This is a genomic window from Sphaerisporangium sp. NBC_01403, from assembly GCF_045040145.1.
Classification (GTDB): Bacteria; Actinomycetota; Actinomycetes; order Streptosporangiales; family Streptosporangiaceae; genus Sphaerisporangium; species Sphaerisporangium viridialbum.
The window spans coordinates 6,384,226-6,397,280 of record NZ_CP109534.1 but is presented as its reverse complement, the minus strand read 5'-3'; the positions used below and the strand labels follow the sequence as shown (position 1 = coordinate 6,397,280).

General features: G+C 69.7%; 14 protein-coding genes and 1 tRNA gene. 8 read left to right on the top strand and 7 right to left on the bottom strand.

What is annotated here, in order from left to right; all coding sequences use genetic code 11:
* Positions 1-108 precede the first annotated feature (108 nt).
* The 3 genes from OG589_RS28485 to OG589_RS28475 all read left to right on the top strand — a co-directional run bounded on the left by OG589_RS28485 (position 109) and on the right by OG589_RS28475 (position 1,865).
* Positions 109-660 (top strand): carboxymuconolactone decarboxylase family protein, encoded by a 552-nt coding sequence (locus OG589_RS28485; RefSeq protein ID WP_405140857.1) that lies wholly within the window; start codon positions 109-111, stop codon positions 658-660.
* Positions 661-750: 90 nt separating this feature from the next.
* Positions 751-1,044, top strand: coding sequence for a 4a-hydroxytetrahydrobiopterin dehydratase (locus tag OG589_RS28480; protein WP_405140856.1), 294 nt, complete (start codon positions 751-753; stop codon positions 1,042-1,044).
* Between the two features lie 41 nt (positions 1,045-1,085).
* Complete coding sequence (locus OG589_RS28475) at positions 1,086-1,865, top strand: acyl-CoA thioesterase domain-containing protein (RefSeq protein ID WP_405140855.1); 780 nt, start codon at positions 1,086-1,088, stop codon at positions 1,863-1,865.
* Positions 1,866-2,014: 149 nt separating this feature from the next.
* Here OG589_RS28475 and OG589_RS28470 read toward each other — a convergent pair whose 3' ends face one another.
* Positions 2,015-2,587 (bottom strand): hypothetical protein, encoded by a 573-nt coding sequence (locus tag OG589_RS28470; RefSeq protein ID WP_405140854.1) that lies wholly within the window; start codon positions 2,585-2,587, stop codon positions 2,015-2,017.
* Positions 2,588-3,079: 492 nt separating this feature from the next.
* Here OG589_RS28470 and OG589_RS28465 point away from each other — a divergent pair, with 492 nt between their 5' ends.
* Complete coding sequence (locus tag OG589_RS28465) at positions 3,080-3,871, top strand: class II aldolase/adducin family protein (protein WP_405140853.1); 792 nt, start codon at positions 3,080-3,082, stop codon at positions 3,869-3,871.
* A 16-nt stretch (positions 3,872-3,887) separates the two neighbouring features.
* On the opposite strand, the gene OG589_RS28460 is transcribed toward OG589_RS28465, so the two are convergent.
* Positions 3,888-4,751 (bottom strand): spermidine synthase, encoded by an 864-nt coding sequence (locus tag OG589_RS28460; protein WP_405140852.1) that lies wholly within the window; start codon positions 4,749-4,751, stop codon positions 3,888-3,890.
* A gap of 51 nt (positions 4,752-4,802) precedes the next feature.
* Here OG589_RS28460 and OG589_RS28455 point away from each other — a divergent pair, with 51 nt between their 5' ends.
* Together OG589_RS28455 and OG589_RS28450 are read left to right on the top strand one after the other, a co-directional pair.
* Entirely contained in the window at positions 4,803-6,146 is a 1,344-nt protein-coding gene (locus OG589_RS28455) for a penicillin-binding transpeptidase domain-containing protein (protein WP_405140851.1), read from the top strand.
* 76 nt (positions 6,147-6,222) lie between these two features.
* Positions 6,223-6,894: a hemolysin III family protein gene (locus OG589_RS28450; RefSeq protein ID WP_405152143.1), complete on the top strand. Its 672-nt coding sequence runs from the start codon at positions 6,223-6,225 to the stop codon at positions 6,892-6,894.
* On the opposite strand, the gene OG589_RS28445 is transcribed toward OG589_RS28450, so the two are convergent.
* Positions 6,868-8,088, bottom strand: a complete 1,221-nt coding sequence (locus OG589_RS28445; RefSeq protein ID WP_405140850.1) for a M20 family metallopeptidase — start codon at positions 8,086-8,088, stop codon at positions 6,868-6,870. The two genes, OG589_RS28450 and OG589_RS28445, sit on opposite strands and share 27 nt — an antisense overlap.
* Positions 8,089-8,311: 223 nt before the next feature.
* On the opposite strand from OG589_RS28445, the gene OG589_RS28440 reads away from it, so the two are divergent.
* Positions 8,312-8,890, top strand: coding sequence for an HdeD family acid-resistance protein (locus OG589_RS28440; RefSeq protein WP_405140849.1), 579 nt, complete (start codon positions 8,312-8,314; stop codon positions 8,888-8,890).
* Positions 8,891-9,009: 119 nt separating this feature from the next.
* Positions 9,010-10,308 carry an L-lysine 6-transaminase gene (lat, locus tag OG589_RS28435; protein ID WP_405140848.1) on the top strand — a complete coding sequence of 433 codons (1,299 nt, stop codon included), beginning with the start codon at positions 9,010-9,012 and terminating at the stop codon, positions 10,306-10,308.
* 27 nt (positions 10,309-10,335) lie between these two features.
* Here lat and OG589_RS28430 read toward each other — a convergent pair whose 3' ends face one another.
* The 4 genes from OG589_RS28430 to OG589_RS28415 all read right to left on the bottom strand — a co-directional run bounded on the left by OG589_RS28430 (position 10,336) and on the right by OG589_RS28415 (position 12,963).
* A complete protein-coding gene (locus tag OG589_RS28430) occupies positions 10,336-10,566 on the bottom strand; it encodes a LuxR C-terminal-related transcriptional regulator (protein WP_405140847.1) in 231 nt (76 codons plus the stop codon).
* Between the two features lie 196 nt (positions 10,567-10,762).
* A tRNA-His gene (locus OG589_RS28425) sits at positions 10,763-10,838 on the bottom strand.
* 73 nt (positions 10,839-10,911) lie between these two features.
* Positions 10,912-11,508, bottom strand: a complete 597-nt coding sequence (orn, locus tag OG589_RS28420; protein WP_358555820.1) for an oligoribonuclease — start codon at positions 11,506-11,508, stop codon at positions 10,912-10,914.
* Between the two features lie 21 nt (positions 11,509-11,529).
* Entirely contained in the window at positions 11,530-12,963 is a 1,434-nt protein-coding gene (locus tag OG589_RS28415) for a DUF2510 domain-containing protein (protein ID WP_405140846.1), read from the bottom strand.
* Between the last annotated feature and the right edge of the window lie 92 nt (positions 12,964-13,055).

The window sequence follows — 13,055 nt, the reverse complement described above, 5'->3', positions numbered from 1 at the left end:
GGGTGGATGGGTGAAGATGGGGCGAAGCTGATCGTCTAGGGTCGTGCGCCGGCGCGCCCACCGGCCGGGCTTTCCGGTGTGCCGCCCGCCTGGCCAGGGAAGGCTCACATGCCGCACATCGAGCTGGGGAACGACGCTCCGGGTATCCGTGGCCTGATGCAGTACCGCCCAGAGACGGGCAGGGTGCTGAGCGAGCTCGCGGAGACCCTGCTGCGCGACGACAACACGTTGTCGCGGGGCGAGCGCGAGCTCATCGCCTCCTACGTCTCCACTCTCAACCAGTGCAAGTTCTGCTCGGCCTCGCACTCGGCCTTCGCGGCGGCGCAGCTGCCCGGCGGCATGGAGACCGTCGTCCACGCCTGCTCGGACGTCGACGGCGCCCCGGTCTCCGGCAAGCTCAAGGCGCTGCTCCACATCGCGGGGGCGGTCCAGCGGCTCGGCACCGAGGTGACCGAGGACCACGTCGCCGCCGCCCGCGAGGCCGGCGCCACCGACGTGGAGATCCACGACACCGTGCTCATCGCCGCCGCCTTCTGCATGTACAACCGCTACGTGGACGGCCTTGGCACCTACGCCCCCGACGCCCCCGCCGCGTACGCCCACATGGCCGAGCAGATCGTCACCGACGGCTACCTGGCCCGCCTGTCCCCGCGGGGCTGAGCCGCACGCGCCGGAACGGCCGGACGCGCGAAACGCACCGGCCGTTCCGGACAGGCGACAACCCCGCCGGTCGCGTGAAAAACTCGTCCCATGGACAGGTTGGACGACGCGGCGATTTCCACCCGGCTCGACGAGATGCCCGAATGGCGCAGGGAGGGCGACGAGATCCGGCGCACGGTGGTCGCCCCCGACTTCCCGACGGCGATCGCCATCGTGAACGACGTGGCCGAGCAGGCCGAGCACCTCAACCACCATCCGGACATCGACATCCGGTGGCGGCGCCTGCACATCGCCCTCATGACCCACGACGCCGGCGGCCTCACCGACATGGACTTCAAGCTCGCCGCCCGCATCGACGCCATCGCCGCCGACCACGGCGCCTAGCAGCCGCTTGCCGTCGAGGGGTGACACTAGAATCTCGTTCTATGTCAGACGACAGGGCGTTTTTCGCGCTCAAGAACGGTGAGCTGGTCCCCGCTCCTCATGCCCGTAGCCCCTGGTCGGCGGACATGTTGCATGGACGTCTGCTCGGCGGTTTGGCCGCCCGGGCGCTTGAGGTGGAGTACGGCGATCCGGACTTCCACTTCGCCCGGCTGACCGTCGACCTGTTCCGCAACAGCCCCCTGCTGCCGCTGACCGTGGAGACGGTCCAGGTCAGGGAGGGGCGCAGGATCCGCGTAGCCGACGCCACCGTGCGTACCGGGCAGGGTGTGGTCGCGCGGGCCAGTGCGGTGCTCCTGCGCAAGGGTGAGCAGCCGCCGGGAGAGACGTGGCGGACTCCGGCCTGGGACGTGCCCGCTCCGGCCGAGCTGGGCCCGCCCCCGCTCGCCGAGTGGACGCCGCCCTTCGATCTCTGGCGGCTGACCGAATGGGCCGAGCCGGGGTCCAACCGGGCGTGGCTCAGGGAGACCCATCCCCTGGTCGAGGGCGAGGCGCTCTCACCTCTTGTACGCGTCGCGCTGGCCGCCGACTTCGCCAGCCCCCTCGGCAACTCCGGCACGGCCGGCCTGCACTTCATCAACGCGGACTACACGCTCACCCTCAGCCGCCTGCCACTCGGCGAGGACGTGGGCATGGAGTCGAACGGGCACCTCAGCGACGAGGGCATCGCGACCGCCCACTGCACGCTGCACGACACGGCGGGCCCGATCGGCTACTGCCTGGTAACCGCCGTGACCAACCCGGGAAGCCTCCTCGGCGGGTAGCCCAGTGGCCGACGGCTGGCGAAGGGCCCGATAAAAAGCGGCAAACCTGTGGGTTCACGCCGACGTGCCGGTGTCGTACGCTCTACGGGCGCCGGTCCTGGGTGGCAGCCGAGAGGCCGCCACCCAGAACCGGTATCCCTCGGTGGGGTTCAGCAGATCTGACCAGGACCCCGTTGGACGTCCACCGAGTCTGTTATCGCACTACCGGGGGGCATCGTCGGCGATATCCACCTGGATCTGCCGACGCTGCCCCCCACCGATTCCAGGTAGTCGGCCAGCTTGGTGGAGAGCACCACCGACCGGACGCGGAACCAGCTGTCCTCCGGTCCTTCCAGTGGCACGGTGATCTGCCACTCCTCGCCGACGATCCGGACGTCGGTGAAGAACGTGATCGCGCTGTCCGTCGCGTCGGTCTGTTGTACCGCTATCACCTGCTTCGTACCGGGCCGTGAGGTGCCGTGCCCGCTCACCCTCAGGCAGGGTGTGACCTTCGCGTGGGAGCCGTGCAGCGGGACGTCGATGCTTATCTCGTCGACGCCCGAGGGCCAGGTCTTGATCGCCTGAAGGACGAGGGCGGCCGTGACGGCGACCGCGACCCCGCTGCTGAATCCGAGGAGATGCCTGCCCGCCGCTCTTATGGCGCGATTCCCCCGTGTCGCCGGCGGAGCGGGCGAAGGCCCTTCTGCAGATGGTTCTGGACTTAAATGGTCGGTTAGTGTCATATCCCGCTGTGCCTCCATAATAGCGTTGATCCAACTGAGGCCACAGCGTAGGGCATGTAGATGGGGCAGCAGCAACTATGGCGGATATTTCATGAAAGATCATCGCTATACGTCTCTGAGCTGCACGGACATTAATTGGAATGGTGTTCGGGATGGTCGCCACAGAGCCGAGAATCGGGAGAAATGACCGGTTTGATCTGATTATCCTGATTCTTATCGACGGTCACGGGTGGCGTGGGTGACATGCGGAACATGCACTTGGAATCTGCAAATGCACGTGCAGATGTACGTGAAAGTGCCGGGTCCCTTAGGGGCGTAGCTCTTGATGAGGAAAGGCGTCTTACCAGATCCGCTAATCAAGCGTCAGGCGGGTTGAAGTGCTTATTGGGCGCTACGGACGCGGGTGTTCGATGATCACGTCTCTTCACCTATGCGGAGGCGCGGGGCATACTCGTGGGTAACCGACAGAAGTTCGGCAACGAGGAGACCCCCATGAGCCTCTCGGACCTGCGACCCGTGCCCGCCGAGCAGTTGACCTTCCGCCTTCCCCCGAAGTTCGAGAACGTGGCGGACGAGCGGCGCCACCGCCAGGAGCGGCTGGCCGCGGCGCTGCGGCTGTTCGGCCGGTTCGGCTTCGAGGAGGGCGTGGCCGGCCACATCACCGCCCGCGACCCCGAGCACCCCGACCACTTCTGGGTCAACCCCTTCGGGATGAGCTTCAAGCACGTCAAGGTGAGCGACCTGATCCTGGTGAACCATCGCGGGGAGGTCGTCGAGGGCCGCTACCACGTCAACCAGGCGGCGTTCGCCATCCACGCCATGGTCCACCAGGCCCGCCCGGACGCCGTGGCCGCCGCGCACAGCCACTCGGTGTACGGAAAGGCGCTCTCGTCACTCGGGCAGTGGCTCGAACCGCTGACCCAGGACGCGTGCGCGTTCTACGAGGACCACGGCCTGTTCGACGACTACACCGGCGTGGTGCTGGAGACCGAGGAGGGCCGGCGGATCGCCGGGGCCCTCGGCTCCCACAAGGCCGTCATCCTCCGCAACCACGGCCTGCTGACGGTCGGCGACTCGGTGGACGCCGCCGCCTGGTGGTTCATCACCATGGAGCGCTCGTCCCAGGCGCAGCTGCTGGCCAAGGCGGCCGGCCAGGTGGTGCCGATCTCACACGAGAACGCCAAGCTCACCCACGGCCAGATCGGTAACGACCTGGTGGGCTGGATCAACTTCCAGCCGCTCTACGACCAGATCACCGGCGCGGAGCCCGACCTGTTCGACTGAGCAGGCAGGGCCCGGCTCACTCGAACAGGGCGGCCGGGGGCACCGGGGAGACCACGGAGTCGCCGTCCCTGATCGGGGCCGCGCCCGCGACGAAGTTCACCAGCCCGTCCTCGTAGACGCACCGGGCCTGCGTCAGGCCGCCCGCCGCCTTCCTGATCAGGTCCTGGAGGGGCAGCGGCGCAGGGGAGGCGGCCACGATGAGGTTCCCGAACCGCCGCCCGCGCAGGACGCCGGGGTCGGCCATCAGCGCCACGTGGCGGAATGTGCCGCGCACGGTCGCGACGACGCGGCGCGCGAAGGCCAGCCCCTTGCCGTCGGCGATGTTGACCAGCAGCGTGCCGGAGTCCTTGAGCACGCGGGCGACGTCGCCCATGTACTCGGCCGTCGCGAGGTCGAGCGGCATGATCGCGCCGCTGAACGCGTCCAGGATGAACAGGTCGGCCGAGGCGTCGTGCAGGCCCGCGGCGGCCGAGCGGCCGTCGGCCACCCGCACCTTCAGCCGGGGCACGGACCGCAGGTGGAGCTGGTCCCTGACGAGCTGCACGAGCATGGCGTCGGGCTCGACCACGATGTGACGGGAGCCGGGCCTGACCGCCGCGATGTACCGGGGGAGCGTGCACGCCCCGGCGCCCACGTGGACGACGTCCAGCGGGCCGTCCTCGATCGCGTCGATGACGTCGGCCATGAGCCGGACGTACTCGAAGTCCAGATAGGTGGGATCCTCGAGGTCCACGTACGACTGGGGGACCCCCGCCATGCTGAGCAGCCAGCCGTTCGGCCGGTCCAGGTCGCGCAGGAGCTCCACCTCGCCCGAGTCCACCGGGTAGCGGCCGGGCAGGGGAGTCGCCTCCGCCTTGCGCTTGCCCACACGATCTCCCATTGCTTCTGATATATCGGGATGTGCCATACCCGGCACTCTTGGGAGAACCGTATGCGCCGCCGAGGACTGCTCGCTCTGGTCGTGGTGAGTCTCGTCATCGTCGCGGCGGCACTCGTGGCTCTGGTCGTCGACTCGCGCCGGGTCACGGGAAGCCCCCAGGCGACCGGCCAGGCGTACCTCGACGCCTGGGCGGCCGAGAACCTCGCCGAGATGCGCAAGCTGGTCGCGTCCCCGCCCCCCGACTTCCTGGACCAGCACCGGCGCCTCAGCACCGACCTGCAGATCCTGTCCATCAGGCTGACGCCCGGGGCGGTCGTGCGGCGGAGCGAGCAGTCCGCCGACATGCCGTTCGACGGGGCGAGGCAGATCGGGGAACTGGGACAGTGGAGGTTCTCCTCCGTGCTGCACCTCGCGGTCAGGGACGGCGGGTGGAAGGTCGTCTGGACGCCCGACACCCTCCACCCCGGGCTCGCGGCGAACGAGCGGCTGCGCATGACCGAGATCCCCGTGCCGGGGACCGACCTGCTCACCCGGCAGGGCAAGCCGCTGCCCCACGACAGCGGGGCCGAGAGGTACTTCCAGGATCTCACCGGCAAGGTCGACGACCTGTACGTGGATCCGCCGACGGGGTGGGCGATCGAGGCGGTGTCCTCCACGGGGAAGTCCCGGAGGCTCGTGGTGTTCCGCCAGGCCGCAGTGCGGACGTTCCGCACGACCCTCGACTGGTGGACGCAGGCCGCGGCGGCGCGGGCCATGGACGGCATCGCCGATCCCGCCGCCATCGTCGCGGTCAGGCCGTCCACGGGGGAGGTGCTGGCCGTGGCCGACCGGCTGCCGGGCCAGGGCGCCTTCTACAAGCCCTATCCGCCGGGTGCCGCCTTCGAGAGGCTCGGGCAGGAGGCGGAGGAGTTCGGGTTCGGGGGGAAGCTGAAGTCCGGCCTCGGCGGGGTCTGCGGCACCGTGCGGCGGGCCGGGGTCGGAGACGCGCCCGGCGCGGACGCCATCGGGCGGAACTCCGTGCGGGCCACCCCGCTGTGCATGGCGCTGGCCGCCGCCGCCGTCCAGAACGGCACATGGCGCCCGCCGAGGCTGATGTCGGAGGACGCCGTCGGACGGCTGGAGACCGACGGGCGTCCCAAGCCGAGAAAGCTGCCGCCGCAGGTGCTCGCCCCGTTGCGCTCGATGATGACGGCGGTCGTGACGGACGGGACGGCGGCCCCGTCGGGGCTGCCCGAGGGCGTCTCGGGCACGACCGGCACCGCGCCGGCCGCCTCGGGGCAGGACCACGCCTGGTTCGTCGGCTACCGGGGCGACCTCGCCTTCGCGGTGCTCGTCGAGCACGGCGGCGCGGGAGCCGCTGCCCCCATCGCCGCGCGCTTCCTCGACGCCCTTTGAGCGCGTGATCGAACTCACAACCTACGGCGGCGTAAGTTACGCTAGCGTAGGTTGTGAGGAGGTTGAGATGACCACAATGACCGCCGCCCCCGCCGTCTCCCCCGATCGAACGGTTCCCCCGCCGAAGCTGCGCGGCTGGCTGCACGCCGGGGCGTTGCCCGCGACGCTGATCGCCGGGTTCGTCCTCGTGGCCCTCGGGCCGACCCTGCAGGCCCGCCTCGCCGCCGCGATCTACGCGGTGACCTCGGGCCTGCTCTTCGGCGTCTCCGCGACCTACCACCGCGGCCGCCAGGCCTCCCGCCTGGCCGAGGTCCTGCGGCGGCTCGACCACGCCAACATCTACCTGATCATCGCGGGCACCTACACGCCCCTCGCGCTGCTCGCGCTGGACGGGCCGGTGCGGGTCGCCGTGCTCTCGGTGATCTGGGCGGGAGCCGTCGCCGGGGTCGTCTTCCGCTCGGTGTGGATGGGGGCGCCCCGCTGGCTCTACACGGCGCTCTACGTCGCGCTGGGCTGGACCGCCGTCTTCGTGATGCCCCAGCTGGTCGACGGCGCGGGGGTGGCCGCGGTCGTGCTCGTCATCGTGGGCGGCGTCCTCTACAGCCTCGGCGGCCTCGTCTACGGCCTGCGCCGCCCTGACCCCTCGCCGCGCTGGTTCGGCTTCCACGAGGTGTTCCACGCCTTCACCCTGGCCGCCTACGTGGCGCAGTACGTCGCGGTCTCACTGGTGGTCTACGCCGCCGGCTGAGGCCTCCCGGGCGAGCCTGCGGGCGGCCAGCTCGGCGTAGAGCGCCGCGCCGTCGGCCAGCACGGCGTCGTCGAAGGCCGCCTCCGGCGCGTGGTTGTAGGCGGCCTTCGACGGGTCGGCCCCCGTCGGGCAGGCGCCGAGGGCCACGAAAGCCGACGGCACCTCCTCGCAGACGAACGAGAAGTCCTCGGAGCCGGTGAACGGCTGGGGCGCCCTGACGAACCGCCGCTCGTCGAACACCTCACGTACGGTGGCGCCGACGAAGTCCGCCTCGGCCGCGCTGTTGACGGTGACGGGATAGCTCACGTCGTAGTCGGCCTCGACCTCCAGGCCGTGCGCGGCGGCGATGCCCCGCACGAGCGCCAGGACGCGCTCCTGGACGCGGCCGTGGGCCGCCTCGGAGAACGATCTGATCGTGGCCTCGAAGCGGGCCTCACCGGGGATGACGTTGTCGGCGGTGCCGGCGTGGAAGCTCCCCACGGTGACCACCACCGGATCGAACACGTCGAAGCCCCGCGTGACCATGGTCTGCAGCGCGGTGACCATCTCGCACGCGGCGGGGATCGGGTCGTTGGCCAGGTGCGGGGTCGAGCCGTGCCCGCCCGAGCCGCGCACGGTCACGACCAGCCGGTCCGCCGCCGCCATGATGGGGCCGCCCCTGCTGACGAAGACGCCCTGCGGAAGCAGCGAGCTGATCACGTGCAGGGCGTACGCGGCGACGGGACGGCGGCCGGAGGCGTCCAGCACGCCCTCCTCGATCATGATCTTCGCGCCGCCCGCGCCCTCCTCGCCGGGCTGGAACATGAAGACCACGTCGCCGGCCAGCCGGTCGCGCCGGGCGGCGAGCAGGTGCGCGGCGCCGGCCAGCATGGCGGTGTGCAGGTCGTGCCCGCAGGCGTGCATGCGCCCGGCCAGCTCGGAGACCACGGGGGAGCCGCTCCGCTCGGTCACGGGCAGCGCGTCCATGTCGCCGCGGAGCAGTACGGTCGGGCCGGGCTCCGCGCCGCGCAGCACGGCGGTGACCGAGCTCAGCCGCTCGCCGGTGGACACCTCGAGGGGCAGTCCCGCCAGCGCGCCGAGCACCTTCTCCTGGGTTCTCGGCAGGTCCAGGCCGAGCTCGGGCTCGCGGTGCAGCGCGTGGCGCAGCCGTACGAGCTCGCTGCTGATGTCTTCGGCGGCTTCGCGAAGTGACACCGACGTCCCTCCAAGGTCTCGTCCCTGACATGTCCACATATCAGCGGACTTCACACGATATTGCCGGGCTTGATAGGTGCTGGACAGCATTTGACGTCGATTTGGTCTGGTAACACCTCCTTTCCGGATATGAACGGAAACGTGGGGCTGGAGGTGGTCTTCGTGCCATGAGCGGATTGCCGATCATGGAGCCCTCGTCCCCGGCGCGACCTAGGAGGACGATATGCAAGATGTGCGGGCCGAGGTAGGCCACCACTGGTGGGTGCTCGCGGTGCGCGGTGCCTGCGCGATCCTGTTCGGCATCCTGGCCATCGTGTGGCCCCTGATCACGCTGGTCACCCTGGTGATCCTCTTCGGCGCCTTCGCGATCGTCAACGGGGTCTTCTCGCTCATCGGGGCGTTCCGGGGCGCCCATCCCGGCGAGTCGAGGATCTGGATGATCGTCTCGGGCGTCCTCGGCATCCTGGCCGGCATCGTCGCCTGGGTCTGGCCCGGGATCACGACGCTCGCGCTGCTCCTGCTGATCGCCGCCTACGCGGTCGTCATCGGCGCAGCGGAGATCATCGCGGCGATCAGGCGCAGGACGGCCGGCGACACAGACTGGACGCACGTGGTCAGCGGCGTGCTCGCGGTGATCTTCGGAATCCTGCTGTTCGCCTGGCCCGCGTCCGGCGCGCTCGCGCTGACCTGGCTGATCGGCATCTTCGCGATCGTGTACGGCGCCTCGCTGCTGTTCCTGGCCTTCCGGGTCAGAGACGTCGGCCACCGTGGGACCGCGGGGACGGCCGCGCACGTCGTCTAGAGCGCCGGCACAGAGAAAAGAATTAGTGCGACAGAGCCGAAGTGCCGGAAAGTATGAACATATGTGCCCGAGTAACGGGGAATAATCTGGCGTAAGTCCAGCTCCTCATGGGAGGGCACATGAGCGTCCTCGACCGTCTGGCCCGCCACCTCCTCGTCGACGGCTACCGTCTGGAGCTCGACCTCGAACGTAGCGGCGGATCATGGCTCGTGGACGCCGGCACCGGCCGCCGCTACCTCGACTTCTACACGTTCTTCGCCTCGGCCCCGCTCGGCGTGAACCCGTTCGACGACGATCCGGAGTTCCTGTCGCTGCTGGGCCGGATCGCCGCGAACAAGCCGGCGAACTCCGACCTCTACACGGTGCACCTCGCCGACTTCGCCGACACCTTCGCCCGGGTGCTCGGCGACCCGGAGCTGCCCCACCTGTTCTTCGTCGAGGGCGGCGCGCTGGCCGTCGAGAACGCCCTCAAATGCGCCTTCGACTGGAAGAGCCGCCTCAACGAGGCCGGCGGACGTCCCCGCGAGCTCGGGACCAAGGTGCTGCACCTCACGCGCGCCTTCCACGGCCGCAGCGGGTACACCCTGTCGCTGACCAACACCGAGCCGGCCAAGACCGACCGCTTCCCCGTCTTCGACTGGCCCAGGATCGAGGTGCCCGCGATCCACTTCGGCGACGTGGAGGCCGCCGAGGAGCGGTCGCTGGCCCAGGCCAGGGAGGCCTTCGACCGCCACCCCCACGACATCGCGTGCTTCATCGCCGAGCCCATCCAGGGCGAGGGCGGGGACAACCACATGCGTCCCGAGTTCCTGCGGGCCGTACAGGACCTGTGCCACGAGCGGGACGCGCTGTTCGTCCTGGACGAGGTGCAGACCGGCGCCGGCCTCACCGGCACGCCCTGGGCCTACCAGCAGCTCGGCCTGGCGCCCGACATCGTGGCCTTCGCCAAGAAGGTGCAGGTCGGCGGCATCATGGCCGGCCGCAGGGTGGACGAGGTCGAGGGCAACGTGTTCCAGGTGAGCGGACGGATCAACTCCACGTGGGGCGGCGGCCTCGTCGACATGGTGCGTTCGCGCAGGATGCTGGAGATCATCGAGCACGACGGGCTGATCGCCCGCGCGGGAGTGCTCGGGAAGAGCCTGCTCGACGGGCTGAGGGCGCTGGAGGAGGCGTTCCCCGGCCTGGTGCGCAACAGCAGGGGGAGGGGCCTCATGTGCGCCTTCGACGTCTGCTCAGGCAGGGACCGGCTGATAACCGCGCTCCGTGAAGACGAGGGGGTGCTCGTCCTGCCCTGCGGGGAGAAGTCCGTACGGCTGCGGCCCGCGCTCTCGGTCACCGCCGAGGAGATCGGCCACGGCCTCGCGGCGCTGGGCCGTGCGCTCACGGCCGTGCGGGACGCGGCGCCCGTGCCCGCCTGACGGCCGCCCGTGCTCGCGCACCCGCCCTCACCCGGACGCGTTTCCCCTCCACAGGCCGATGGCGGTCCCCCTGGAGTCCGCGCCCAGCTTGGAGTAGATGCGGTTGACGTGGTTCTTCACCGTCTTCTCGCTGAGGAACAACCGTTGTGCGATCTCTCCGTTCGAGTGGCCCGTCGCGATCAGCTCCATCACCTCGGCCTCGCGTTTGCTCAACCCGGTGTGCGCGTGCTCGTTGTACGTGGCGTCATCGACACTCATCCGGCCTCCGGTGGCACGAATCATTGTCAGATCGCCGAGCCCCCCGCGCTGGCGGCGTAGCGGTTCTGTGCGAGCATAGCCCGCCATTTCCATCTTTGGGGGACAAGCCGCCCGAAAAGGGCTGCTTTCCAGCTCAAGCAGGGGGTGTGCCGGAAAAGCACGATGGCCGGTCCGTCTGGACCGGCCATCGCCCGCTTGGGGTGAGTGATGGGACTTGAACCCACGACATCCAGGACCACAACCTGGCGCTCTGCCAACTGAGCTACACCCACCATGCCCCGCGGTCAGCACCGCGGCACAGGGAAAAGTGTAGCGGGCTTTGGGAGGTTCTGACGCCGTGGCGCGTCAAGATCCGGCGATGGCTTCGGCGACTTCGCGTGCGGTGGCCGAGTCGGGGCCCGGCTGGGGGACGAAGACGGCGGCGCGGTAGTACCTCATCTCCTGGACGCTCTCGGTGATGTCGGCCAGCGCGCGGTGGCCGCCCTGCTTGGCCGGGGAGGCGAAGTAGACGCGGGGATACCAGCGGCGGACCAGTTCCTTGACCGAGGAGACGTCGACCATGCGGTAGTGCAGGTAGGCGTCCACAGCGGGCATGTCACGGGCGATGAACGAACGGTCCGTCGAGATGGAGTTGCCGCACAGCGGCGCCTTCTTGGGCTCGGGAACATGCCGCCGGATGTACTCCAGCACCATGGACTCGGCCTCGGCGAGCGTCACGCCGTCGCCGAGGGCGGTGAGCAGGCCCGAGGAGGTGTGCATCTGGCGCACGACCTCCGACATCTGCTCCAGGGCCTCCCGCGGCGGCTTGATGACAACGTCCACGCCCTCGTCCAGCTGGTTCAGCTCGCCGTCGGTCACGACACACGCGACCTCGACCAGCGCGTCACGGCCGAGATCGAGCCCGGTCATCTCACAGTCGATCCAGACCAACAGGTCACTCATAATGCTCAGCGTAGTGCCCGGTCACGAGGCCTTGAGAGAGTCCAGTACGCGATCGATCACCGAGGTGTCCAAATTGTCCGGTACGGAGGCGTAAAGCATGGAAGGTCGCTGTCCGGAACCCTGGTCCACCAGAAGGATCATGCCCTCTTCCTTCCTGAACTTGTAGCCCGCCTTCTTGGCCTGGTCGGTGAAGTCCATCTCGAACCGCAGGATCCAGGCCTTCTTGCCGCTGACGTCGAGCGCGGCGTCCTTGATGATCTTTTTCTTGTGCGGAAGGCTGTAGAAGAACTTCCCGTAGTTCGTCAGGACGGTGCCGGCCACGTTGCGAAGATCCTGGGGCCCGGAGTAGTCGAAGACCTCCGGCAGCCGGCAGGTCAGGACCTGGCCGACCCAGTTGTTGTCCTGGCCGTCGAAGTTCTCCTGCGAGACGGCCTCGTAGCCGCTGGTCCACTGCGGGAAGTTCGGGTCGGCACGGCCGTTCCCGTTCAGGTCGGACCACTTCGGCACCGTCCACTCCGAGCCGGGGTAGGCGTACGACAGGCCCGTGCGGGGGTCGCTGATGATGTTGCCCTTGGGCTGCGGCAGCTCGGCCGGGAGGTCCGTGGTGCTCGGGTCCGGGGTGGGCGTGGTCTCCAGCGGCGGGGTGATCTGCGGGTCCGAGGGCTCGACGCTGGTGCTCGGCGCCGGGGTCTCCGCGGCGATCGGGGTGCTGTCACGGTTGACGACGCTGATGCCGATCACCAGGGCCACGACCAGGAGGATCACCACGGCGCCGCCGCCGATCACCCACGGCATCACGCTCTTCTTCGGCGGGGGACCCTGTGGGCCGAACTCCGGCACAGGGAACTGGGCCGTGCCGCCCTGGCCGCCCCACGGCTGCGGTCCCGTGGGGCCGCCGTACGGGCTGCCCGGCGCGCCGAGCGGTGTCGTCCCCTGCTGCGCGGGCGGGGCGAACTGGGCCGGCCCCTGCTGCGGGTACGGCCCCTGGGGCGGACCGGGCTGGGGATGCGGCCCCGTGCCGGGCTGAGGATGCGAGCCCGTGCCCATCTGCGGGTTCTGCCCCGTGCCGGGCTGAGGGTTCTGTCCTGTGCCGGGCTGGGGGTTCTGCGGGTAGGCCCCCGTGCCCGGCTGGAACTGCGGTCCCGTGCCCGGCTGGAACTGCGGTCCCGTGCCCGGCTGGAACTGGGGTCCCGTGCCCGGCTGGAACTGCGGGCCGGTCCCCGGCTGCGGCTGGGCTCCCGTGCCGGGCTGCGGGTGCTGTCCCGTCCCCGGCTGTCCCGTGCCGGGCTGCGTCCCGGCGCCGGGCTGTGCCCACTGGCCGGTGGTCACGGGCGCGCTCTGACCCGCCGGGCTCTCCAGCGGATGGGTGGCGTCGGTCCACTGCGTGCCGTCCCACCAACGCAGTTGGGGGCTTCCGTATGGGTCGGGGTACCAGCCGGCGGGGGTCTGCGTCATGCCCGTCAGAATAGTGACATTGCCGCTTATTGCGCATTTGGAGCGCAATGCTGGTCGTCATCCCCCGAACGCGTCAGGAATACCCGGTCCGG

What these genes read in the sequence shown, in the direction of transcription:
- OG589_RS28485 (WP_405140857.1), top strand. Translation starts at nt 109, where the DNA reads ATGCCGCACATCGAGCTGGGGAACGACGCTCCGGGTATCCGTGGCCTG.
- OG589_RS28480 (WP_405140856.1), top strand. Translation starts at nt 751, where the DNA reads ATGGACAGGTTGGACGACGCGGCGATTTCCACCCGGCTCGACGAGATG.
- OG589_RS28475 (WP_405140855.1), top strand. Translation starts at nt 1,086, where the DNA reads ATGTCAGACGACAGGGCGTTTTTCGCGCTCAAGAACGGTGAGCTGGTC.
- OG589_RS28470 (WP_405140854.1), bottom strand. Translation starts at nt 2,587, where the DNA reads ATGACACTAACCGACCATTTAAGTCCAGAACCATCTGCAGAAGGGCCT.
- OG589_RS28465 (WP_405140853.1), top strand. Translation starts at nt 3,080, where the DNA reads ATGAGCCTCTCGGACCTGCGACCCGTGCCCGCCGAGCAGTTGACCTTC.
- OG589_RS28460 (WP_405140852.1), bottom strand. Translation starts at nt 4,751, where the DNA reads ATGGGAGATCGTGTGGGCAAGCGCAAGGCGGAGGCGACTCCCCTGCCC.
- OG589_RS28455 (WP_405140851.1), top strand. Translation starts at nt 4,803, where the DNA reads ATGCGCCGCCGAGGACTGCTCGCTCTGGTCGTGGTGAGTCTCGTCATC.
- OG589_RS28450 (WP_405152143.1), top strand. Translation starts at nt 6,223, where the DNA reads ATGACCGCCGCCCCCGCCGTCTCCCCCGATCGAACGGTTCCCCCGCCG.
- OG589_RS28440 (WP_405140849.1), top strand. Translation starts at nt 8,312, where the DNA reads ATGCAAGATGTGCGGGCCGAGGTAGGCCACCACTGGTGGGTGCTCGCG.
- lat (WP_405140848.1), top strand. Translation starts at nt 9,010, where the DNA reads ATGAGCGTCCTCGACCGTCTGGCCCGCCACCTCCTCGTCGACGGCTAC.
- OG589_RS28430 (WP_405140847.1), bottom strand. Translation starts at nt 10,566, where the DNA reads ATGAGTGTCGATGACGCCACGTACAACGAGCACGCGCACACCGGGTTG.
- orn (WP_358555820.1), bottom strand. Translation starts at nt 11,508, where the DNA reads ATGAGTGACCTGTTGGTCTGGATCGACTGTGAGATGACCGGGCTCGAT.
- OG589_RS28415 (WP_405140846.1), bottom strand. Translation starts at nt 12,963, where the DNA reads ATGACGCAGACCCCCGCCGGCTGGTACCCCGACCCATACGGAAGCCCC.